This is a genomic window from Dickeya poaceiphila, assembly GCF_007858975.2.
Classification (GTDB): Bacteria; Pseudomonadota; Gammaproteobacteria; order Enterobacterales; family Enterobacteriaceae; genus Dickeya; species Dickeya poaceiphila.
The window spans coordinates 3,932,168-3,953,538 of sequence record NZ_CP042220.2 but is presented as its reverse complement, the minus strand read 5'-3'; the positions used below and the strand labels follow the sequence as shown (position 1 = coordinate 3,953,538).

Below are 21,371 nucleotides of genomic sequence, written 5' to 3'. Positions count from 1 at the left end.
GAAAATATGAGTCAGTTACCTGCAGGGTTTTTATGGGGCGGCGCAGTAGCGGCGCATCAGTTGGAAGGCGGCTGGAATGAAGGCGGCAAAGGTGTGAGCGTGGTGGATGTGCTGACCGCCGGTGCGCACGGCAAACTGCGGCGCATCACCGATGGCGTTGTTCCCGGCGAGTCGTATCCGAACCATGAAGCCATCGACTTTTATCACCGTTATAAGAGCGATATCGCGTTGTTTGCGGAAATGGGTTTCAAATGTTTTCGCACCAGCATTGCCTGGACGCGCATTTTTCCCAATGGCGATGAAACGCAGCCGTGCGAGGCAGGGCTGAAATTTTACGACGACCTGATCGACGAATTGCTCAGGCACGGTATCGAACCGGTATTGACCCTCAGCCATTTCGAGATGCCTTTGCATCTGGTGCAGCACTACGACGGTTGGATGAGCCGCAAAACGCTGGACTGCTTCGTGCATTTCGCCACTACGGTGATTGAGCGCTATCAGCACAAAGTGAAATACTGGATGACTTTCAACGAGATCAATAACCAGAAGAACGTGTCGGCGGAGATTTTCGGCTGGATGTGTTCCGGCGTGAAGTTCCCGCAGAAGGCGAAGCCGGAAGAAGCGATGTATCAGGCGGTGCATCATCAGTTCGTCGCCAGCGCGTTGATCGTGAAAAAAGCGCATGAGATCAATCCGGATATCAACGTGGGCTGCATGTGCTCGTTTGTGCCGTACTACCCGCATTCCTGCCACCCGGAAGACGTGATGCTGGCAACACGAGCGATGCATGACCGTTTCTACTTCACTGATGTGCAGGTTCGCGGCCACTATCCAGCCTATGCGCGGCGCGAGTGGGCGCTCAAGGGTTACCACATTCATATGGAGCCGGAAGACGAGCAGATTCTTCGGGAAGGCAAGGCGGACTACATCGGTTTTAGCTACTACATGTCGAATGTCGTGAAGCACGATGTGCAGAACCGTATCGACGCCAGTATGGACGGTAGTTCCGAACATTCGATTGCCAATCCGCATCTGAAAGCCAGCGACTGGGGCTGGCAGATAGACCCGACCGGGCTGCGCTATGCGCTGGTGACGTTGTATGAACGCTATGAAGTGCCGTTGTTTATCGTGGAAAACGGATTGGGCGCCGTCGATAAGCCGGATGCAAACGGCGTGTGTCAGGATGACTACCGTATTGATTACCTGCGCTCGCATATTGAAGCGATGAAGGCGGCGGTATGGGAAGATGGTGTCGATTTAATCGGTTATACGCCGTGGGGCTGTATTGATCTGGTGTCGTTCACTACCGGAGAGATGGCTAAGCGCTACGGTTTCATCCATGTCGATAAACACGACGATGGCACCGGAACGCTGGTGCGCACGCCGAAAAAATCCTTCCACTGGTATCAGCGGGTGATTGCCTCAAACGGCGAGGAGCTGTAAACCGGTTACTGTAAACTGTTTGAGGATAAGCGTGTGGGCCGATAACTCTGGTTATTCGGCTATTCGTATTCGGCCCGGGAGTGTTAGAAATTCTGTGTCATTCCGGTAATATACAATCAAAAAGGAATGACATATGTCCCAGCCCTTCGATTTCGATAAAGCGCTTAAAGCCCTCCAGTCCGGTCAGGCATTAACGGGCAAAGATGGTATCTTAACGCCTTTAATCAAACAGTTAACGGAAGCTGCCCTCTCTGCGGAACTGGACTCTCATCTGGCTCAGGACGTTGAAGCTAACCGTAAAAATGGCTCCGGCAAAAAGACCATTAAAGCCCCGACGGGCAGCTTCGAACTGGCGACTCCGCGCGATCGTAATGGCACTTTTGAACCCCAGTTGGTGAAAAAACATCAGACCACGTTATCCGACGAGATCGAACACAAGATCATTCGCCTGTTTGCACTGGGGATGAGCTATCAGGACATTAGCCGGGAGATCGAAGATTTATATGCCTTCAGCGTGTCCACTGCCACCATCAGTGCAGTAACCGATAAAGTCATCCCTGAACTAAAACAGTGGCAACAGCGCCCGCTGGAGCAGGTTTATCCCTTCGTCTGGCTGGACGCTATTCACTATAAAATTCGGGAAGATGGCCGCTATCAGAGCAAAGCGGTTTACACCGTGCTGGCCCTGAATCTGGAAGGTAAAAAGGAAGTTCTGGGCCTGTATCTGTCAGAAAGTGAGGGGGCTAACTTCTGGCTGTCGGTATTAAGCGACCTGCAAAATCGCGGTGTTAAAGACATTCTGATTGCCTGCGTGGACGGGCTGACCGGCTTCCCAGAGGCAATAAACAGCATTTATCCGCAGACGGAAGTGCAGTTGTGCGTCATTCATCAGATACGCAATTCGATTAAATATGTGGCCTCAAAGCACCATAAAGCCTTCATGACCGACCTGAAGCCAGTCTACCGTGCAGTGTCAAAAGAAGCGGCCGAAATGGCACTGGATGAGCTGGAAGCGAAATGGGGGTTGCAGTATCCGGTGGTGCTCCAGTCGTGGCGACGCAAGTGGGACAATCTGTCAGCGTACTTCCGCTATCCGGCAAATATCCGCAAAGTCATTTACACCACAAATGCTATCGAATCGGTGCACAGACAGTTCAGGAAGCTGACCAAAACCAAAGGTGCTTTCCCGAATGAAAACAGTCTGTTGAAGCTGCTTTATCTGGGGCTGATGAACGCACAGGAAAAATGGACAATGCCCATCCAGAGCTGGAATTTGACATTGTCACAGTTGGCCATTTATTTTGAAGGGCGACTAAATAACGTGATGACGCTGTAGAATTTTTAACGTGACACAGAATTCTGAACGCTCTCTTCGGCCCACTGTTGAGCGGCTCGTTTCTGATGTCGCTCATTAATCCTGGCTGTTTACAGTTCGACGCTCTGGCTCAAGGTCGCCACTATCACCGCTTTGATAGTGTGCATACGGTTTTCCGCCTGATCAAACACAATGCTGTGGGCGGATTCAAACACATCGTTGGTGACTTCCATGCCGTTGTGCAGGCCGTACTGCTCGGCCATCTGTTTGCCGAGGGTGGTTTGATCGTCGTGAAATGCCGGCAGGCAGTGCAGGAATTTCACCTGTGGGTTGCCGGTAGCGGCGATCATCGCTGCGTTGACCTGATAGGGGCGCAGCAGATCGATGCGCTGTTGCCACACCTCTTTCGGTTCTCCCATTGAAACCCACACATCGGTATAGATAAAGTCCACGCCATTTACCCCGGTCGTCACGTCTTCTGTCAGCGTAATTGAACCGCCGGTTTTGACTGCTGCCGCCTGACACTCCGCAACCAGACCAGCATCCGGCCAGCAGGCTTTGGGCGCGATCAACCTCAGGTCCAGCCCGACGATGGCGGCGGCTTCCAGCATACTGTTGCCCATGTTATTGCGGGTATCGCCCACGTAGGCCAGTTTCATGCCTGATAGCGGTTTACCCGGCAGGTGTTCCTGCATGGTCAGCAGGTCCGCCAGCAACTGGGTGGGGTGGAATTCGTTAGTCAGGCCGTTCCATACCGGCACGCCGGAAAATTCCGCCAGCGTTTCCACCAGCACCTGACCATAACCGCGGTACTGGATGCCGTCATATAGGCGGCCCAGCACTCTGGCCGTGTCTTTCATCGATTCTTTATGGCCGATTTGGCTGCCGCTGGGACCAAGATAGGTGACCTGAGCGCCCTGATCGTACGCAGCAACTTCGAAAGAGCAACGAGTGCGGGTCGAATCTTTTTCGAAGATGAGTGCGATGTTTTTACCTTGCAGGTGGCGGGTCTCGGTACCGTTTTTCTTATTGGTTTTGAGGGTGGCGGCGAGGGACAGAAGGCTGCTGATTTCAGCTGGGGTGAAATCCATCAGCCGTAAAAAATGGCGTTTGTAAAACGGGTTCATCGTTGTTTTCTCCATGTGGCTCAACGCTGAAGGTTGAATTAAAATTCACTTTATATGTGTAAATATTCAAATTCAAGTGCTGAGTTCAAACTTTATGGTGGAGAGAGAGGCGAGGCTGTGGGAAAATACCCCTATCTTTGCCGCTTTGATGAGGATTGAGACATGGCAAACCGCGAACTGCTGGAAGAACAACGTGAAGAGACCCGCCTGATCATCGAAGAACTGCTGGAGGACGGCAGCGATCCCGATGCGCTCTATACCATCGAACACCATTTCTCAGCCGAGAAATTTGAAGAACTGGAGAAAGTGGCGGTAGAAGCGTTCAAGTTGGGTTACGAAGTGACGGACGCTGAAGAGATGGAAATGGAAGACGGCGCGGTGCTGATGTGCTGCGATGCTATCAGTGAAGTCGCGCTGAACGCTGAGCTTATCGATCAGCAGGTAGAACAGCTGCTTGATCTGGCTGAACGTCATGGCGTCAACTATGACGGCTGGGGCACCTATTTTGAAGACCCGAACGGTGAGGATGAAGACGAGTTCGGGGAAGATGAAGACTTTTATGATGAGGATGATGACGGTAAGCGCCATTGATTCCTTGTTGACACACCGCCCGGCAATCGCCGGGCGGTGTGTTTTCTGCATGGCGCAGTGAGAGTGCCCGCACGCTTACAGCGTTTTTAGCATTCTGATTTCACAATCTACATGGCCGGTATCGCCCATGGCATGTGGGATAGGTTGGAAGCCAAGCTTTTCATACAGGTGGATAGCACTGGTCAGGTGCGCAGTGGTTTCCAGATAACAGCGGCGGAACCCTTGTTCACGGCCAAATGCCAGCGCCTGTTCCGCCAGTTGCCGGGCGATGCCCTGTCCACGCGCCAGCGGCAGAAAATACATTTTCTGTAATTCGCAGACATCCGGTTCGCCGCCGGACAGCGGTGCCAGACCGCCGCCGCCTACCACTTCACCATTACACTCCACCACCCAGTAGGCGCTGGCGGGGCGACAGTAGAGTTCGAACAACTGGTCCAGATCCGGGTCGGACACGGTATACCCTTTGTCGGCGGTCAGGCCGAATTCAGCGGAAACCCGGCGGATAACGCTGGCAATCGCCGCATTATCGGCAGCCGTAATCGGGCGGGTCAGCAGTGGTGTAGACGCTGATGTTGTCATGTTGCTCACTTTTGTCGGCAGAATTCAGTCAGATCGAGCACATCGGCAACCGGCTGACGTGTTCTGATGATACGAACGGTTGATCATATGTACCGCCGATTATACGTACCGGCAGACTGGCTCAACACCCTGTTATTGATAACGGGGTGTAACGAAAAGCTCACGGATGGATTAGCGAGGCGGTAATTGAACGACAATACCGCTGATTCCGCAACGAAAAACGTCAAATCGGCACCAGCTGCCGACGTCATTATTCCGGTCCGGTACGCTATCTGATGGCTATCTGTACTCCCTGAAATTTTTTGCTAATGGAGCTGATGATAATGACAAACATATCCCTGCGGGAACCATTGGCCATCCGCATTGATGACCTGACCGGTGAGGCAACCAGGGCGCTGGTTGCCCTGCATCTGGCGGGTATGCATGATAATTCACCGCCTGAGCAGGTATTCGCGTTGGATTTATCCGGCTTGCAGGCACCGGAAATGACGTGCTGGAGCGTCTGGCGCGGTGAGCAGATAGCCGGTATCGGCGCGCTGAAAATGTTGCCGGATGGCAGTGGTGAACTGAAATCAATGCGTACTCATCCGCAGTGTTTACGTCAGGGGGTTGCAGCTCATTTGCTGGTACATATTGTAGATGAAGCTCGCCGACGCGGTTTGTCGCGCCTGAGTCTGGAAACGGGCTGCGGCCCGGCGTTTGAACCGGCACTGGCGTTGTACCGTAAACACGGTTTTGTCAATGGCGAGGCGTTTGCTGAGTATAAGGCCAGCGAATTCAACCAGTTCCTGCACTTGTCGTTGTGATGATGGTGTGTGTTGTTATCGCTGTATGCAGGCGACAATATCGACAACCGAAGAGCAACGACGGGTGCTTTTTTGAGTTAACGTCGGATATCTGAGCAGAATTATGGCATGGATTATTTCATTGTTATTGTTTAGGTGTGAATTATATACCGCACTAACTAAAATTGGTGGCATATAATTACTTTTTCAATGGTTAGCCAGCGAACGTTATTGGGATATTTTACAGAAAACATTAACATCAGGATTCCTGCCAATGATTACGGAAGAGTTGTGTTATGGTTAATCGCTTGTTGTCTGGACTGGCTGGCTTGGTTTTTCTGTTTGGTGTATCCCCGTTTTCGACTGCACAAACATTACAACCGCAAGAAGGGAATTGGGTCGCACCTGAATTTCGATTCCATACCGGAGAAACCGTCAATAATCTTCGTATTCATTATTACACGTTGGGCGACAGTAAAAAGCCTGCCGTGTTATTACTGCACGGGACTAACCAACCGATCAGCGCCTTATTGGCGGCGGGTTTTGGCGGCGAGTTATTTGGCCCCGGACAGCCGTTGGATGCCAGCAACTATTTCATCATTATTCCTGAAAGCATTGGTTCCGGAAAATCCGCCAAACCGTCTGACGGCCTGCGTACGACATTCCCGCAATATAATTACGATGACATGGTGCTGGCGCAATACCGTTTGTTGACTGAAGGTCTCGGTATTAAGCATCTGCGTCTGGTAATGGGATATTCGATGGGGGGAATGCAGACCTGGATGTGGGGTGAAAAATACCCGGACATGATGGATGCGTTGGTGCCGATGGCATCGCAGCCGAACGAGCTGTCGGGTCGCAACTGGATGTTGCGTCGAATGCTGATTGAGACTATCAAGCGCGATCCGGCGTGGAAAAACGGTGATTACACCACCCAGCCGCCGTCGTTGCAGACGGCCAACATCATGTTCAGCATCGCCACCACCGGCGGTACTCTTGCCTATCAGAGTAAAGCGCCGACTCGCGCGCTGGCGGACAAGCTGGTGGATGAACGTCTGGCGGCTCCGGTCACTGCCGATGCCAACGACTTTATTTATATCTGGAATTCCTCTGCGGATTATAACGCCTCGCCGGAATTGGGCCGTATTAAGGCACCGCTACTGGTGATTAATTCCGCTGATGATGAGCGTAATCCGATTGAAACAGGAATACTGGAAAGTGAATTGAAAAAGGTGAAACACGCTGAGCTGTTTTTGATTCCGGCAAGTAAAGAAACCAGCGGTCATGCCACGATGATGTCGGCGAAATTTTACAAAAATAAATTGGGTGATTTTTTGGCTGCGGTTCCAGCCCATACTAAATAATCGATATTAACCGTGTCGGGCCGACGATGAAATAATAAAGTCGGCCTTTCCCTTTCATGATATTTCCTTTTCATTTTTGTTGCGGTTTACGTGTGAGTTGAAGCTCATGACTTTTCATTACTAAACCACAGGGAGCATTATGTTTCGTAAGATAAAGATCCGCACGACACTCAGTATTATGGTGTTTTCTTTGGCTTTGCTGTCATTAATTGTCGGTGTTCTGGGGCTGGTGGCTGTTCAGTCGGGTAATAAATCGTTCGCGTATGTGGATAACACTGTGCTGCCGGGGTTGGTGGCGCTGAATGAAAGCTCGGAATTATTATTGCGCGCGCGCCTGGATTTACGTCTGTATGAATCCCTGATGGGAAAAGAGGATAAGGATGCCGCTACCGTGGCGCTTAAACGCGCCAGAGGCAAGATTGATGATGCCGACAAGAAGTGGCAGGAATACCTGACTTATCCACAATTCGAACAGGAAAAAGCGATTTCTTCCGACATGGCGGCCAAACGAGACACCCTGATGCGTGAGTTCATCACCCCGGCGTTTACTGCACTGGAAGCCGGTAATCTGGATGACTACCGCCAACGTGCCGGGAAATCCACCACGCTGTACGCCGATTTTGACAACGCGGCGAAAAAGCTGGTGCAGTACAAACGTCAGAGTATTGATGAGGCTTACAGTGACTCGAATACACGCGTTAGCCGTATGCAGGTCATTTTGTCGGTGGTGATTGTGTGTGCGCTGGTATTGGCGACGCTTGCCTGGTCGATTCTGACCAATCTGGTAGTGAAACCGCTTAATCAGGCGATTGCCGTGTTTGGTCAGATTGCTGAAGGTGATCTGCGCGCCAAAATCGATATTCGCGGTAATAATGAAATCGCCCAGTTGTTTGGTGCGGTGCAGCATATGCGCGACGGGCTGGAAAATATGGTACGGGTGGTGCGCAATGGTACCGACGCTATCAGCGTCGGCGTTGAGGAGATTGCGTCCGGTAACATTGATTTATCCAGCCGTACTGAGCAGCAGGCGGCGTCGCTGGATGAAACCGCCTCCAGTATGGAGCAGATTCTGTCCACGGTAAGCAACAATGAAGACAACACCCGCAAAGCCAACGATCTGGCGCAGAAAGCGTCGGATTCTGCATCCCGCGGCGGTGATGTGGTGACGGAAGTGGTGGATACCATGCGTTCTATCCAGCAGAGTTCAGCCCGTATTTCCGACATCGTCGGTGTAATCGACGGCATTGCCTTTCAGACCAACCTGCTGGCGCTAAACGCGGCGGTGGAAGCGGCGCGGGCAGGCGAGCAGGGCAAAGGGTTTGCGGTAGTCGCGTCCGAAGTGCGTACGCTGGCGCAGCGTAGTGCGACGGCTGCTAAAGAGATCGGCACCATGATCGATAACTCGCTGAGCCGTATTGAAAAAGGCGCTGGGCTGGTGGAAGTGGCTGGCAAGACCATGGATGAGATCCTGTCGGATGTTCGCAAAGTGGTGGATATCATGGGCGAGATCATGCTGTCTTCCGGCGAACAAAGTCGGGGGATTTCGCAGATCAATATCGCGATCACTCAGATGGACGGCGTAACCCAGCAGAACGCCAGCCTGGTGGCAGAGGTGGCGACCGCCGCCAGTTCGTTACAGGCGCAGGTAACACATTTGCAGCAGTCGATTGCCAGCTTCCGCCTTGATAACGAAGCACAACCGATGCTGGCTGACGGCTTCAGGGCGCAGCCGCAGGTGGCACTGGTAGGTGCTCGGTAACCCGCGCCGGAGATAACCGTCAAAATCACATCAAATAAACAAGCCCCGCGATAATAAGCGGGGCTTTTTGTTATTGGGTCAGCCAGTAATCAATCAGGCTGATGCCGTGTGTCTCGGCTTCAGCCCGTGGACTGATTACAGCGCGGCGATGGTGGCTTGCTGTTCCAGCAGTTTGGCTTTGGCAAGGGCGTAACCGTCGCGTTTTTCGCGTTCTTTGGCGACTACCGCTTCCGGCGCACGCGCGACAAAGCCCTCGTTGGACAGCTTGCTGTCAATACGGCCAATTTCCAGTTCAAGCTTCGCCACTTCTTTTGCCAGACGATCCAGCTCAGCCACTTTGTCGATAAGACCTGCCATCGGGATCAGCAGTTCGGCACCGTCTACCAGTTTGGTGACCGATACCGGGCCTTTGTCGCCAGCCGGCAACAGCGTGATGCTCTCCAGACGCGCCAGCGTCTGAATAAAGCCGAGGTTGTCCTGAACGCGGCGAGCGGCATCGGCGGAAGCCTCGCGCAGCAACAGCGCCAGCGGCTTGCTGGGCGCGATGTTCATTTCAGCACGAATGTTACGTACCGCGATGATCGCCTGTTTGATCCACTCCAGATCGTTGAACGCCTGCTCGTCTTCCAGCGCGGCGTCAAAGGCCGGGAACGGTTGCAGCATAATCGTATCGGCGTTCACGCCTTTCAGTACTTTTACCCGTTGCCAGATGGTTTCGGTAATGAACGGGATGATCGGGTGCGCCAGACGCAGCAGCGCTTCCAGTACGGTGACCAGCGTATGGCGTGTGCCGCGCAGTTCAGCGTCGCTGCCGCCGTTCATTACCGGTTTAGTCAGCTCCAGATACCAGTCGCAGAACTGGTTCCAGGTGAACTCGTACAGCACGTTGGCGGCCAGATCGAAACGATAGCTGTCCAGTGCCTCGCGGTAGGCTTTCACCGTGCGGTTGAATTCCGCCAGAATCCAGCGGTCTGCCAGTGACAGCACTTTTTCGTTGTCGTTGAAGCCACAGTCTTGACCTTCGGTATTCATCAGCACGAAGCGGCTGGCGTTCCACAGCTTGTTGCAGAAGTTGCGGTAACCTTCCAGACGTTTCATGTCCCAGTTGATGTCGCGGCCCGTGGAAGCCAGCGCCGCCAGCGTAAAGCGCAACGCGTCGGTGCCGTGAGGTTCGATACCATTCGGGAACTGTTTTTCGGTACGTTTGCGAATTTTCTCCGCCAGTTGCGGCTGCATCATGTTGCCGGTGCGTTTTTCCAGCAGCGCTTCCAGTGAAATACCGTCCACCATATCCAGCGGGTCAATCACGTTGCCCTTGGATTTGGACATCTTCTGGCCTTCTTCATCGCGGATCAGGCCAGTCATGTACACGGTATGGAATGGCACCTGCGGCTTGCCGTCTTCATCTTTGATGAAGTGCATGGTCATCATGATCATGCGGGCGATCCAGAAGAAAATGATGTCAAAGCCACTGACCATCACACTGCTGGGATGGAACGCTTTCAGGTCCGGGGTTTGTTCCGGCCAGCCGAGTGTGGAGAATGTCCACAAGGCGGATGAGAACCAGGTGTCGAGCACGTCGTCATCCTGGCGCAGTGCTACATCCGCGGCCAGATTGTTGTCGCGGCGCACTTCAGCTTCATCGCGGCCAACATACACCTTGCCGTTATCGTCATACCACGCCGGGATGCGATGGCCCCACCACAGCTGGCGGGAGATACACCAGTCCTGAATGTCGCGCATCCAACTGAAGTACATGTTTTCGTATTGCTTCGGCACGAACTGAATGCGACCGTCTTCCACCGCTTCTACCGCCGGTTTGGCCAGTATTGCGGCACGGACGTACCACTGGTCGGTCAGCATCGGCTCGATAACCACGCCGCCGCGGTCGCCGTACGGTACGGTCAGGTCGTGCGCCTTAATTTCTTCCAGCAGGCCCAGCTCGTCAAACGCTGCGACCACCGCTTTACGGGCAGCAAAACGCTCCAGCCCGCGGAACGTGTCGGGAATGTCATTACTGTAGACGGTGCTGGCTTCACCATTAGTGTTGAAGACTTCCGCTTCCTGGCGGATATCGCCATCGAACGTCAGGATGTTGATCATCGGCAACTGGTGACGTTTGCCGACTTCGTAGTCGTTGAAATCGTGCGCCGGGGTGATTTTCACGCAGCCGGTGCCTTTTTCCATATCGGCGTGTTCGTCGCCGACAATCGGAATGCGGCGGCCAACCAGCGGCAGGATCAGGTATTTACCGATCAGATCCTTGTAGCGTGGATCTTCCGGGTTCACCGCCACGCCGGTATCACCCAGCACGGTTTCCGGACGGGTCGTCGCTACCACCAGATAATCTTTGCCGTCGGCAGTTTTTGCGCCGTCCGCCAGCGGGTAGCGCAGATGCCACATCGAGCCTTTGACATCACGGTTTTCCACTTCCAGATCGGAAATCGCGGTACGCAGTTTCGGGTCCCAGTTCACCAGGCGTTTGCCACGGTAGATCAGGTCTTCCTGATACAAGCGTACGAACACTTCTTTCACCGCGTTGGACAAGCCGTCGTCCATGGTAAAACGCTCGCGCTCCCAGTCTACCGAGTTACCCAGTCGGCGCATTTGGCGGGTAATGGTGCCGCCGGATTCCGCCTTCCACTGCCAGATTTTATCGATAAACGCGTCACGACCATAATCGTGGCGGGTTTTACCCTCTTCGGCAGCGATCTTGCGCTCTACAACCATTTGGGTGGCGATACCGGCGTGGTCGGTCCCCGCCTGCCACAGGGTGTTTTTACCCTGCATCCGCTGGTAGCGGATCATGGTGTCCATAATGGTTTGCTGGAAAGCATGGCCCATGTGCAGGCTGCCGGTCACGTTGGGCGGCGGGATCATGATGCTGAAGCTTTCTTTGCTGGTGTCGCCGTTGGGCTTGAAGTAGCCCTGTTTTTCCCAGTGCTCGTACAGCGGCTGCTCAATATCGTGTGGGTTGTATGTCTTTTCCATTATGCTCAAAAAGTCAGTGAGTTGGCGGCGTCGCCGTGGTCAATTGGAAGCCGACGCTGCGATAGGCTTTGTAGCGGTCGCGCGCCAACTGTTTCAGAGATTCGTCGTAAGGGACGAAGTCTATCACTTCATGGAAAGCAGTGGCAAAATCTGCGAACTGCGGCATTAAGCTTATCAACAGGTCGCGCGGTGCATTGCCGCGTTTCTGCGGCCATGCCAGCTCCACTGGCGCGCCTTGCCGTGGTCCTTCTCCCGCCAGATTGTGCGGTACGAATGCGTGCGGTTCGCGTTGCCACAGCGCTTCGTCCAGCTTTAATGCCTGTTGCTCGTTCTCGCAGGCGATCAGCACACGCTGACCAGCACGCCAGCGCGCTGCTGCCAGGTCGCAGGCTAGCGCTTCACAGGCATTCAGTTCGCCGCTGGTGCGGTCGCTCTCTATGAGATAAAAGGTCGCGTTTTTCATGGCGCTCCGCATACCAATGAGGGTCACAGACAGAATAACAAATCCCCGCAAGCGCGGGGATCAGGCCGGAAGGGGATGAATACGCCGCCGGCTGGCGGCGATTGCCGATGATTATTCGGCGTCATTCAACCCGGCGCGGTTCAACAGGAACTGGGACAGCAGCGCTACTGGTCGGCCAGTCGCGCCTTTCGCCTTGCCGGAACGCCAGGCGGTGCCGGCGATATCCAGATGCGCCCAACTGTACTTGCGGGTAAAGCGCGACAGGAAGCACGCCGCGGTAATGGCCCCGCCCGGACGACCGCCGATGTTGGCCATATCGGCGAAGTTGGAGTCCAGTTGCTCCTGATATTCATCGCCCAGCGGCAGACGCCAGGCGCGGTCGCCCGCTTGTTCCGAGGCTCCCAGCAGTTCGTGCGCCAGCGGGTTATGGTTCGACATCAACCCGGTCAGGTGATGGCCCAGCGCGATAACGCAGGCACCGGTCAGCGTGGCGACGTCAATGACCACGTCCGGTTCGAAGCGTTCAACGTAAGTGAGGGTGTCGCACAGCACCAGACGGCCTTCGGCGTCGGTATTCAGCACTTCCACCGTTTGACCGGACATGGTGGTCAGAATGTCTCCGGGGCGATAGGAACGGCCATCCACCATGTTTTCGCAGCCCGCCAGCACGCCGATGATGTTGAGCGGCAACGCCAGCTCGGCTGCCATGCGCATCACGCCATACACCGCGGCGGCGCCGCACATATCGTATTTCATTTCGTCCATGCTGTCGGCAGGTTTGATGGAGATGCCGCCTGCGTCAAAGGTCAGCCCTTTGCCGACCAGCACAATCGGCTTGCTGTTGTTATCCGTATTGCCTTTGTATTCGATCACCGACATCAGTGATTCATTCTGCGAGCCTTGCCCTACCGCCAGATAGGCGTTCATGCCCAGCTCTTTCATCTGCTGTTCGCCGATGACGCGGGTAGTTATCTGGCTGTAGCCGTCAGCCAGCTGGCGCGCCTGCGAGGCCAGATAGGCGGCGTTGCAGATATTAGGCGGCATGTTGCTCAGATCTTTGGCCGCTTTGATGCCGGATGCAATCGCCAGGCCGTGCTGGATGGCGCGCTCGCCAGACGTCAGTTCGCGGCGGGTCGGCACATTGAACACCATTTTACGCAATGGGCGACGCAGCTCGACCTTGTTAGTCTTTAACTGATCAAAGGTATACAGCGTTTCTTTGGCGGTTTCGACCGCCTGACGCACTTTCCAGTAGGTGTTGCGGCCTTTTACATGCAATTCGGTCAGAAAGCAGACCGCTTCCATCGAGCCGGTTTCATTGAGCGCGTTGATGGTTTTCTGGACAACCTGCTTGTACTGGCGCTCATCAAGCTCGCGTTCTTTACCGCAGCCAATCAGCAAAATGCGCTCGGAAAGGATATTGGGTACATGGTGCAAAAGCAGGGATTGCCCGACTTTGCCCTCCAGTTCGCCACGGCGAAGTAGCGCGCTGATGTAACCGTCGCTGATTTTATCGAGTTGTTCTGCGATAGGGGACAGCCGACGCGGTTCAAATACGCCGACGACAATGCAGGCACTGCGTTGTTTTTCCGGGCTACCGCTTTTTACGCTGAACTCCATGTACTCTCCTGAATCTTTAAAGACAACGGTAGGATCTACGGCTAGAATGAGACATTCCGTAATATTTACCCGCCGTTGCGTTAACATAACCTGTGTTAATCTAAACGACGTAGCGAATCTGTGCGAGGATTCTCAGCAGGTTCTGATAAACATCCCACAAACAGGGATGCTTTAATAACGCGTTAGCTACGAAGGTTGCCATAAATGAGTGTAAATGGCGAGTTAGCGAAAAAACTATCGGCTTTCCTGCAAAAATACAAGTTTTCACAGGCGTAATTAAGCGTGATCATCATTCGATACCTGATACGGGAAACCTTCAAGAGCCAGGTGGCCATCTTGTTTATCCTGTTGCTGATTTTTTTCTCTCAGAAACTGGTGAGGATACTGGGGGCTGCCGTGGACGGCGATATCCCGACGAACCTGGTGTTGTCCCTGTTGGGGCTGGGAGTGCCTCAGATGGCGCAGTTGATTCTGCCGCTGAGTCTGTTTCTTGGCTTGCTGATGACCTTTGGGCGCCTTTACGCCGAAAGTGAAATCACCGTGATGCACGCCTGCGGTTTGAGTAGAGGGGTATTGCTAAAGGCTGCATTGCTGCTGTCGCTGCTGACTGCTTCACTCGCCACCGCCAATGTGTTGTGGCTTAGCCCCTGGTCGTCGCGGCATCAGGACGAAGTGCTGGCGGAAGCACGCGCCAACCCTGGCATAGCGTCGCTGGCGGAAGGCCAGTTCCAGCAAACGCAGGACGGTAACTCGGTGCTGTTTGTCGGCAAGGCGAACGGCAGTGATTTTGAACGGGTGTTTCTGGCGCAACTGCACCCGCGCGAGAACTCACGCCCATCGGTGGTGGTGGCCGAGAGCGGTACGGTTGCAGCACGCAGCGACGGCTCTCAGGTGGTGACGCTGAACAAAGGCACGCGCTATGAAGGGACGGCGATGCTGCGCGATTTCCGCATCACTGATTTCATCGATTATCAGGCGATTATTGGTTACCAGCCGGTTGCGATCGATCCGAACAACGTTGATCAGATGGATATGAAAACACTGTGGCGTTCGTCGGATATTGCCGCCAGAGCTGAGTTTCACTGGCGGCTGACGCTGATTCTGTCTGTGTTGGTGATGGCGATGATGGTGGTGCCGCTGAGTGTGGTTAACCCGCGTCAGGGCCGCGTGCTAAGTATGTTGCCAGCCATGCTGTTGTATCTGGTGTTCTTCCTGTTGCAGAGTTCGCTGCGCTCCAACGCCGGCAAAGGTAAGCTTGACCCGCTGGTATGGATGTGGTTAACCAATTTTGCCTATCTTGCGCTTGCCGCCATCCTGAATCTGTGGGATAGCGTGCCGGCGCGTAAAATGCGCGCCAACCTGAAAGTAAAAGGAGCGGCCTGATATGTTTCGCGTACTGGACCGCTATATCGGTAAAACCATTTTCAACACCATCATGATGACGTTGTTCATGCTGGTGTCGCTCTCCGGCATCATTAAGTTTGTCGATCAGCTACGCAAGGTTGGACAAGGCGGTTACTCGGTGATGGGCGCCGGGGTGTTCACTTTGCTCAGCGTACCGAAAGACATTGAAATTTTCTTCCCGATGGCGGCGTTGCTGGGAGCGTTGCTTGGGCTTGGCACATTGGCTACCCGTAGTGAACTGGTGGTGATGCAGGCTTCCGGCTTTACCCGTTTGCAGATTGCGTCCGCCGTGATGAAAACCGCTATTCCGCTGGTATTGCTGACCATGGCTATCGGCGAATGGGTGGCGCCCGCAGGGGAACAGATGGCCCGCAATTACCGTTCACAAATGATGTACGGCGGCTCGATGTTATCAACCCAGGGCGGATTATGGGCCAAAGACGGTAATGATTTTGTCTATATTCAGCGGGTGGTCGGGGACAATGAACTGGCTGGGATCAATATCTACCACTTCGACAAACAGAGCAAACTGCTGTCGATACGCTATGCGTCGTCAGCAGTGTATGAGAATGGCGCCTGGAAACTGTCTCAGGTAGAAGAATCTGACCTGCGCGACAGCAAGCAAATTAGCGGCAGCCAGACGGTGAGCGGGGAGTGGAAAACCAACCTGACGCCGGACAAGCTTGGCGTGGTGACGCTGGATCCGGATGCATTATCGATTCGTGGTTTATTCGATTATATCAACTATTTACACCAGAGCGGTCAGGAAGCGAGCCGTTATCAACTGAACATGTGGAGTAAACTATTTGCGCCGCTGTCTGTGGCCGTAATGATGCTAATGGCGTTGTCGTTCATTTTTGGCCCACTGCGTAGCGTGCCTGCGGGGATGCGGATTGTCATCGGCATCAGCTTTGGTTTTCTTTTTTACGTACTGGATCAGATTTTTGGGCCTCTCAGTCTGGTGTATCACATGCCGCCGGTGTTGGGTGCTCTGTTGCCAAGCGCGTTGTTCCTGTTTATCAGCATCATGCTGCTGATGAAACGTCGCTGATTCATCTTTTCCAAAACAGGCGGGCTGCGGCTCGCCTGTTTTTTATCTGCGTTACGCTGCCTGCCCAGTAAAAATGTCATCACAGCAACGTATTAACACGTTGAAACTGCAGTAACGGCGATTTTTTCAGCGCTTGCAACGTCAGTTGACGTATTGGGGTTGCGCCGAGCCGACACCAAGGTATAATCCACCTCGTTTTCCGCAAAGTACTACTTCGTGCCGAAGTGGCGAAATCGGTAGACGCAGTTGATTCAAAATCAACCGTAGAAATACGTGCCGGTTCGAGTCCGGCCTTCGGCACCAAAATTCAAAAATCAAGCCACCTTCGGGTGGCTTTTTTTGTGTCCGCCATTGTCCACTGACTTCCATATATCATTGTTAAATAACGATTTAATTTGATTTTATTGCCTGTGTGGATTGTGCGTTTTTTCCACAGCGGTCTTTTTGCATCCGTTGACATCCAGATTATTTGGGGGTCAAGATAAGGGTCAATTCGCTTCGATTATGAGTTGACCCCCAATTATGGCCCTGACTGACGTTGTTGCTCGTACCGCTAAGCCCCGCGAGAAAGCCTATAAGCTCGCAGATGCACATGGCCTGTACCTTTTGGTGAGCCCTAACGGTTCTAAGCGCTGGTATCTCAAGTACCGTTTTGACGGTAAGGAAAGCCGGATTGCGTTCGGTGCTTATCCGCTGATTTCGCTGGCGAAGGCCAGAGAGAAACGCGACGAGGTGCGATTACTGCTGTCAGAAGGCATCCACCCAACGGAAAAGCGGGAAGAAGAGAAAGAACAGGCACAGGATGCGCTGAACACCTTTGAAAAGGTGGCAAAGGACTGGCACCGAAACATCAGCCAAAACCGATGGTCACAAACGCACGCTGGACGGGTATGGCGTGACATGGAACGTAATATTCTGCCTGCCATCGGCCAGCGCCACATTGCCGACCTGAAAACCAAAGACCTGCTTGAACCGCTTAAAGCCGTGGAGCAAAACGGCCATCTTGATTTGGCGTCGCGGTTACGCCAGCGCGTTACCGACATCATGCGTTACGCGGTACAAAATGACCTGATCGAGCGTAACCCGGCGCAAGATCTCACCGGGGCGATAGCTGCGCCAAAGGCGACGCATCGGCCAGCCTTGAAGCTCGATAAACTGCCTGACTTTCTGGCACGGATTGAACGCTACAAAGGGAGAGCGTTAACCCGGCTGGCCTTAAAACTTACCCTGTGCGTTTTTATCCGTTCCAGTGAGCTACGCTTTGCCCGTTGGCCGGAAATCGACTTTAAACGCGCGATGTGGACGATACCGCCCGAACGTGAAGCTATTCCCGGAGTGAAACACTCACAGCGTGGCGCAAAGATGCGCTCCGAACATCTGGTGCCGTTATCCCGACAGGCTTTAGCACTGCTGGAAGAGATTAAGGCTATCAGCGGCGCTCACGAACTGGTCTTCCCCGGCGACCACCGACCAACCAAACCGATGAGTGAAAACACCATCAACAGTGCATTGCGAACAATGGGCTATGACACTACCACCGAAGTATGCGGACACGGCTTCCGTACTATGGCCTGTAGCGCGTTAGTTGAGTCTGGTCAGTGGTCGCGGGATGCCGTAGAGCGGCAAATGAGCCATCAGGAGCGCAATGGCGTCCGTGCTGCGTATATCCACAAAGCCGAACATCTTGAAGAGCGCAAGCTGATGCTGCAATGGTGGGCGGATTATCTGGATGCTAACCGGGAAGAGCATGTTGTGCCGTATGAGTTTAGAGATAAGTAGCATTTTTAAGTGTGACTTACTTTCCTAATAATATAAGGGAGATATATGATTTTTGATAAAATAAAGAAATGCCCATTGTATATCATGATTTTTGATAAAATAAATAAATATCCATTGTATATCATGATTTTTATTTTTCTTGTTGGAAATGTTTTTTTTACTGCAAAAGACTTTCCCTTTAAAAAATCAATATGTGTATTTTTTCTTATTCTTACTTTGGTTTCTTTTGTTTTTTTTAGAAAAAATGTTCGGGAGGTGGTTGATTTTCACTCTCGTCTTGAAGGTGGTAATTATGAAAAAATATCAGCTATAGTATCATTACTATCCTGGGTGGTTTTTTCATTGTCTATTTTTTTTATTAACGTCGGTTTTATTGTGATAGCAAGATGGCTGATGTTACCTTTTGCGATATTTGTTATAGTTAGTGGTGCTCTCACTTTCTACGCTCTTGAACGCGATGGAAATAAAGTCATTATTAAAGTTAAGTCTTTGTTTTTTGGTGGGGTATCATTGCTGTATTTTATTACGGCTGCTTATGCGGAAAGTTATTTCTTGCAGGCTAGTAATATGGATTTAAGTACTTCTCCTTTACTTGCATTCTGGTGGAAGTTGGATTTTTTTATTATTTATTTTTTTATGGTTTTACAACCGATATCATATATTATTTTTATTCTTATATCGAAAGAATTGACCACGCATCGATTAATGGTGTTCTTTGGGGTGTTAATGCTTACAGCTATGCTACTAAATGGAGCATCACGCTGGGCAAATAATTCGATAGTTTTATTTCTTGATTGGACAACAAGTAGTGAGTGGCGATCTTTTGCAACCTGTGGTCACTTGAATATTAGTGATCCAAGAGAGCGGTATTTTGGATTTAATACTGAAAAATATAATGTTTATTTTTCCAATCGAGAGGGACAATGGGGATTTGAGGAGATTAAGTGTACTAAAGATGATGAAGGGCAGGATTCATTTACTCGTGTACTTGTAAGCCAATCGGATATGCCTAAGTGGTTTAAAGAATAGACAAGCATTATAAATGCATCAGATGTATCTAATGGTACTTTCATTTAGCGGTTGTTTATCTATAACGCGCCCGCCCCCTTTTTGGGGAGGGGACGGGCGCTCCGTGGCACTATGAGGATGGATTTTCCTTCGTGTCGTAAAACGACAGGATCATTTCTGCCAAATCCTCTTCCACCGTATAAAAATAACAGGCAGGAACATGCAGCACAGCAGCCAGTCGGCGCGCCAGCTCAAAATCTGGCGTGTGAATCCCACGCTCATATTGATTCATGCGAGCGCTGGCTGTCGCTTCGTCTATCCCGGCAAGAATGCCTAAGCGCTCGATAAAAACCGGCTTTCATACCACTAAGTAACTCTTAGTAAATGCGGAAGAATTAGTACGTATAGTTACCTGACATCTTAATAAATAAGGAAGAAGGTATGACAACGTATAACGACTGGCATCAGGCGGATATCATCGCCGGCTTGCGCAAGAAAGGCACCACGCTGGCCGCGCTATCCCGTTCTGCGGGACTCAGTTCTTCCACACTGGCGAATGTGCTGGTACGTCCCTGGCCGAAGGGGGAATGGCTGGTTGCCACCGCGCTGGACAAACATCCCGCTGAAATCTGGCCCAGCCGCTATTTTGATGAAGCAGGTACATTGATTGACAGAAAACGCCGTATCAGGCAGGAAAGGGGTAAATAGCGTTCATGCTGGTAAAGCGGTTTTCTGTGCTGACGCCCCCACCTTGCCCCCACTTTACCGTGTAATACGCTTCCCCCGCCGGATGACAGAGGGAAAACAACAAATCATTGATATACAGTAAGTTAATTATTCTCCCCCACTTAGGGTATATAGGCATCCGGGAAGTGGGGGAAGCCGCCGGATACCATAGCCTGATACCCGGTGCCCCCCACATTTCCCCCGTTTATTCCCCCACGTTACCGCGTTTTGATAATGGCACGATGTTTTCACCATCCAGCGCGATCAGGTCATCCTTGACGAGTTTATCCAGCCAGCGGGTAAACTTTTTGGAGACATCAAACCCCATCGCCCGCATGTCGTCACGCACCAGTGCGCGGGTGCAGCCGTCGCCACTGGCCGTGCGCGAGCGGATCGCTTCCCACAGCGCTACATGGTTATCCGTCAGCCGGGTGATCCCACTGAGCGCCGGGTCAGCGTCGGTCGGGTCATCGCGGACCTCCCGGCCTTCATCCCGCAGAACCAGCGACGTAATCGGCTCGCCGTCATCGTCCACGTACAGATTTACCGCCGTCAGGTCGTAGGCCCGGCGTGGCGGCTCTTCGGCGTCCTTCATTTTGGTGCAGGTCAGGATCAGCGCCTGCCCATCGGCCTCGCGGCGCACATTAAACTCCACATCTAGCGCAGCCCGGAAGGCACTAGAGCCGCGAGCGCCTTTGTCCTGATCTTTGCCGGAGTGATGAATAATCAGTACCGTGGCCTGCGTGGCCGCCTTGATGTAGTCGCAACCCTGAATAAACGCCCCCATGTCTTTAGCGGCGTTTTCATCCGAACCGCCAAAGCAGCGGGCCAGTGTATCCAGAATGATCAGCCGTACCGCCATCCCGGTGGCGGCCTGCACGTCATGGGCGGCCTTGATCACCTGCTCCACGCTGTCGGGACTGGCCGGGAATACCGGGCAGTCAACGCGGTAGAGCGCATCAATCGGGCTACGGTCGTTCAGCGTTTCTTCCCACGCCCGAATGCGGCGCGGTACGCCGATCCCGCCTTCGCCCACCACATAAATCACCGCACCCTGTGTGACTGGTCGGTTGGCCCACGGCTTTCCGGTGGCAATATGGCACGCCCAGGAAACAGCCAGAAAGGATTTATACGACCCGCTGGCACCGTAAGCACTGGCAACCGCGCCGCTCGGCAGGTAGCCCTTGATCAGGTAATCCTGTCGGGTATCAAACCCTTCCGAGCCTTTACGCAGTGGCAGGGCGGAGGAAAAGACCGAAACGGGAGATTGCCCGGCGTCAGGCAACGGGGCCGGACTGATAACGGCAGGCCGGGTAAGCTGACGCCGGAATGCGGCTTTGGTGGCATCCATGCCGTGCCGCTGGCG

General features: G+C 53.0%; 18 protein-coding genes and 1 tRNA gene. 12 read left to right on the top strand and 7 right to left on the bottom strand.

Annotation, left to right across the window (positions count from 1 at the left end):
- Positions 1-6: 6 nt before the first annotated feature.
- Both Dpoa569_RS17740 and Dpoa569_RS17735 read left to right on the top strand, forming a co-directional pair.
- Positions 7-1,443 (top strand): 6-phospho-beta-glucosidase, encoded by a 1,437-nt coding sequence (locus Dpoa569_RS17740; protein ID WP_042868131.1) that lies wholly within the window; start codon positions 7-9, stop codon positions 1,441-1,443.
- A 133-nt stretch (positions 1,444-1,576) separates the two neighbouring features.
- The gene (locus Dpoa569_RS17735; RefSeq protein ID WP_146410909.1) at positions 1,577-2,779 is read left to right on the top strand and encodes an IS256 family transposase; all 1,203 of its coding nucleotides are present in this window, start codon (positions 1,577-1,579) and stop codon (positions 2,777-2,779) included.
- Between the two features lie 89 nt (positions 2,780-2,868).
- Here Dpoa569_RS17735 and argF read toward each other — a convergent pair whose 3' ends face one another.
- The gene (gene argF, locus Dpoa569_RS17730) at positions 2,869-3,885 is read right to left on the bottom strand and encodes an ornithine carbamoyltransferase (RefSeq protein ID WP_042868133.1); all 1,017 of its coding nucleotides are present in this window, start codon (positions 3,883-3,885) and stop codon (positions 2,869-2,871) included.
- A 162-nt stretch (positions 3,886-4,047) separates the two neighbouring features.
- On the opposite strand from argF, the gene rraB reads away from it, so the two are divergent.
- Positions 4,048-4,476 (top strand): ribonuclease E inhibitor RraB, encoded by a 429-nt coding sequence (gene rraB / locus Dpoa569_RS17725; protein ID WP_042868135.1) that lies wholly within the window; start codon positions 4,048-4,050, stop codon positions 4,474-4,476.
- A 75-nt stretch (positions 4,477-4,551) separates the two neighbouring features.
- Here rraB and Dpoa569_RS17720 read toward each other — a convergent pair whose 3' ends face one another.
- Positions 4,552-5,055 carry a GNAT family N-acetyltransferase gene (locus Dpoa569_RS17720; protein ID WP_042868137.1) on the bottom strand — a complete coding sequence of 168 codons (504 nt, stop codon included), beginning with the start codon at positions 5,053-5,055 and terminating at the stop codon, positions 4,552-4,554.
- Between the two features lie 323 nt (positions 5,056-5,378).
- Here Dpoa569_RS17720 and Dpoa569_RS17715 point away from each other — a divergent pair, with 323 nt between their 5' ends.
- From Dpoa569_RS17715 to Dpoa569_RS17705, 3 genes are all read left to right on the top strand, one after another.
- Positions 5,379-5,861 (top strand): GNAT family N-acetyltransferase, encoded by a 483-nt coding sequence (locus Dpoa569_RS17715; protein ID WP_042868139.1) that lies wholly within the window; start codon positions 5,379-5,381, stop codon positions 5,859-5,861.
- 275 nt (positions 5,862-6,136) lie between these two features.
- Positions 6,137-7,204: an alpha/beta fold hydrolase gene (locus tag Dpoa569_RS17710; protein ID WP_042868141.1), complete on the top strand. Its 1,068-nt coding sequence runs from the start codon at positions 6,137-6,139 to the stop codon at positions 7,202-7,204.
- A 139-nt stretch (positions 7,205-7,343) separates the two neighbouring features.
- Entirely contained in the window at positions 7,344-8,963 is a 1,620-nt protein-coding gene (locus Dpoa569_RS17705; protein ID WP_042868143.1) for a methyl-accepting chemotaxis protein, read from the top strand.
- A gap of 135 nt (positions 8,964-9,098) precedes the next feature.
- On the opposite strand, the gene Dpoa569_RS17700 is transcribed toward Dpoa569_RS17705, so the two are convergent.
- The 3 genes from Dpoa569_RS17700 to pepA form a co-directional block, all read right to left on the bottom strand.
- A complete protein-coding gene (locus Dpoa569_RS17700) occupies positions 9,099-11,954 on the bottom strand; it encodes a valine--tRNA ligase (RefSeq protein WP_042868144.1) in 2,856 nt (951 codons plus the stop codon).
- Between the two features lie 13 nt (positions 11,955-11,967).
- Entirely contained in the window at positions 11,968-12,417 is a 450-nt protein-coding gene (locus tag Dpoa569_RS17695) for a DNA polymerase III subunit chi (protein WP_042868147.1), read from the bottom strand.
- Positions 12,418-12,528: 111 nt separating this feature from the next.
- Positions 12,529-14,037, bottom strand: a complete 1,509-nt coding sequence (gene pepA, locus Dpoa569_RS17690) for a leucyl aminopeptidase (RefSeq protein WP_042868149.1) — start codon at positions 14,035-14,037, stop codon at positions 12,529-12,531.
- A 282-nt stretch (positions 14,038-14,319) separates the two neighbouring features.
- On the opposite strand from pepA, the gene lptF reads away from it, so the two are divergent.
- The 5 genes from lptF to Dpoa569_RS17665 all read left to right on the top strand — a co-directional run bounded on the left by lptF (position 14,320) and on the right by Dpoa569_RS17665 (position 19,300).
- Positions 14,320-15,420, top strand: a complete 1,101-nt coding sequence (lptF, locus tag Dpoa569_RS17685) for an LPS export ABC transporter permease LptF (protein ID WP_146411615.1) — start codon at positions 14,320-14,322, stop codon at positions 15,418-15,420.
- A gap of 1 nt (position 15,421) precedes the next feature.
- Positions 15,422-16,492 carry an LPS export ABC transporter permease LptG gene (gene lptG, locus Dpoa569_RS17680; RefSeq protein ID WP_042868153.1) on the top strand — a complete coding sequence of 357 codons (1,071 nt, stop codon included), beginning with the start codon at positions 15,422-15,424 and terminating at the stop codon, positions 16,490-16,492.
- A 218-nt stretch (positions 16,493-16,710) separates the two neighbouring features.
- Positions 16,711-16,795: transfer RNA gene (locus Dpoa569_RS17675), tRNA-Leu, on the top strand.
- Positions 16,796-17,014: 219 nt separating this feature from the next.
- A complete protein-coding gene (locus Dpoa569_RS17670) occupies positions 17,015-18,271 on the top strand; it encodes a tyrosine-type recombinase/integrase (protein ID WP_042868155.1) in 1,257 nt (418 codons plus the stop codon).
- A 45-nt stretch (positions 18,272-18,316) separates the two neighbouring features.
- The gene (locus tag Dpoa569_RS17665; RefSeq protein ID WP_042868157.1) at positions 18,317-19,300 is read left to right on the top strand and encodes a hypothetical protein; all 984 of its coding nucleotides are present in this window, start codon (positions 18,317-18,319) and stop codon (positions 19,298-19,300) included.
- A 109-nt stretch (positions 19,301-19,409) separates the two neighbouring features.
- Here the strand turns inward: Dpoa569_RS17665 and Dpoa569_RS17660 are convergent, their stop codons facing one another.
- Complete coding sequence (locus tag Dpoa569_RS17660) at positions 19,410-19,625, bottom strand: helix-turn-helix domain-containing protein (protein ID WP_050569371.1); 216 nt, start codon at positions 19,623-19,625, stop codon at positions 19,410-19,412.
- A 95-nt stretch (positions 19,626-19,720) separates the two neighbouring features.
- Between Dpoa569_RS17660 and Dpoa569_RS17655 the strand changes: the two genes are divergently transcribed.
- Positions 19,721-19,987, top strand: coding sequence for a helix-turn-helix domain-containing protein (locus Dpoa569_RS17655; RefSeq protein ID WP_015848023.1), 267 nt, complete (start codon positions 19,721-19,723; stop codon positions 19,985-19,987).
- A gap of 223 nt (positions 19,988-20,210) precedes the next feature.
- Here Dpoa569_RS17655 and Dpoa569_RS19685 read toward each other — a convergent pair whose 3' ends face one another.
- On the bottom strand, positions 20,211-21,305 hold the full coding sequence (locus Dpoa569_RS19685) for a helicase RepA family protein (protein WP_407643810.1): 1,095 nt from the start codon (positions 21,303-21,305) through the stop codon (positions 20,211-20,213).
- Positions 21,306-21,371 lie beyond the last annotated feature (66 nt).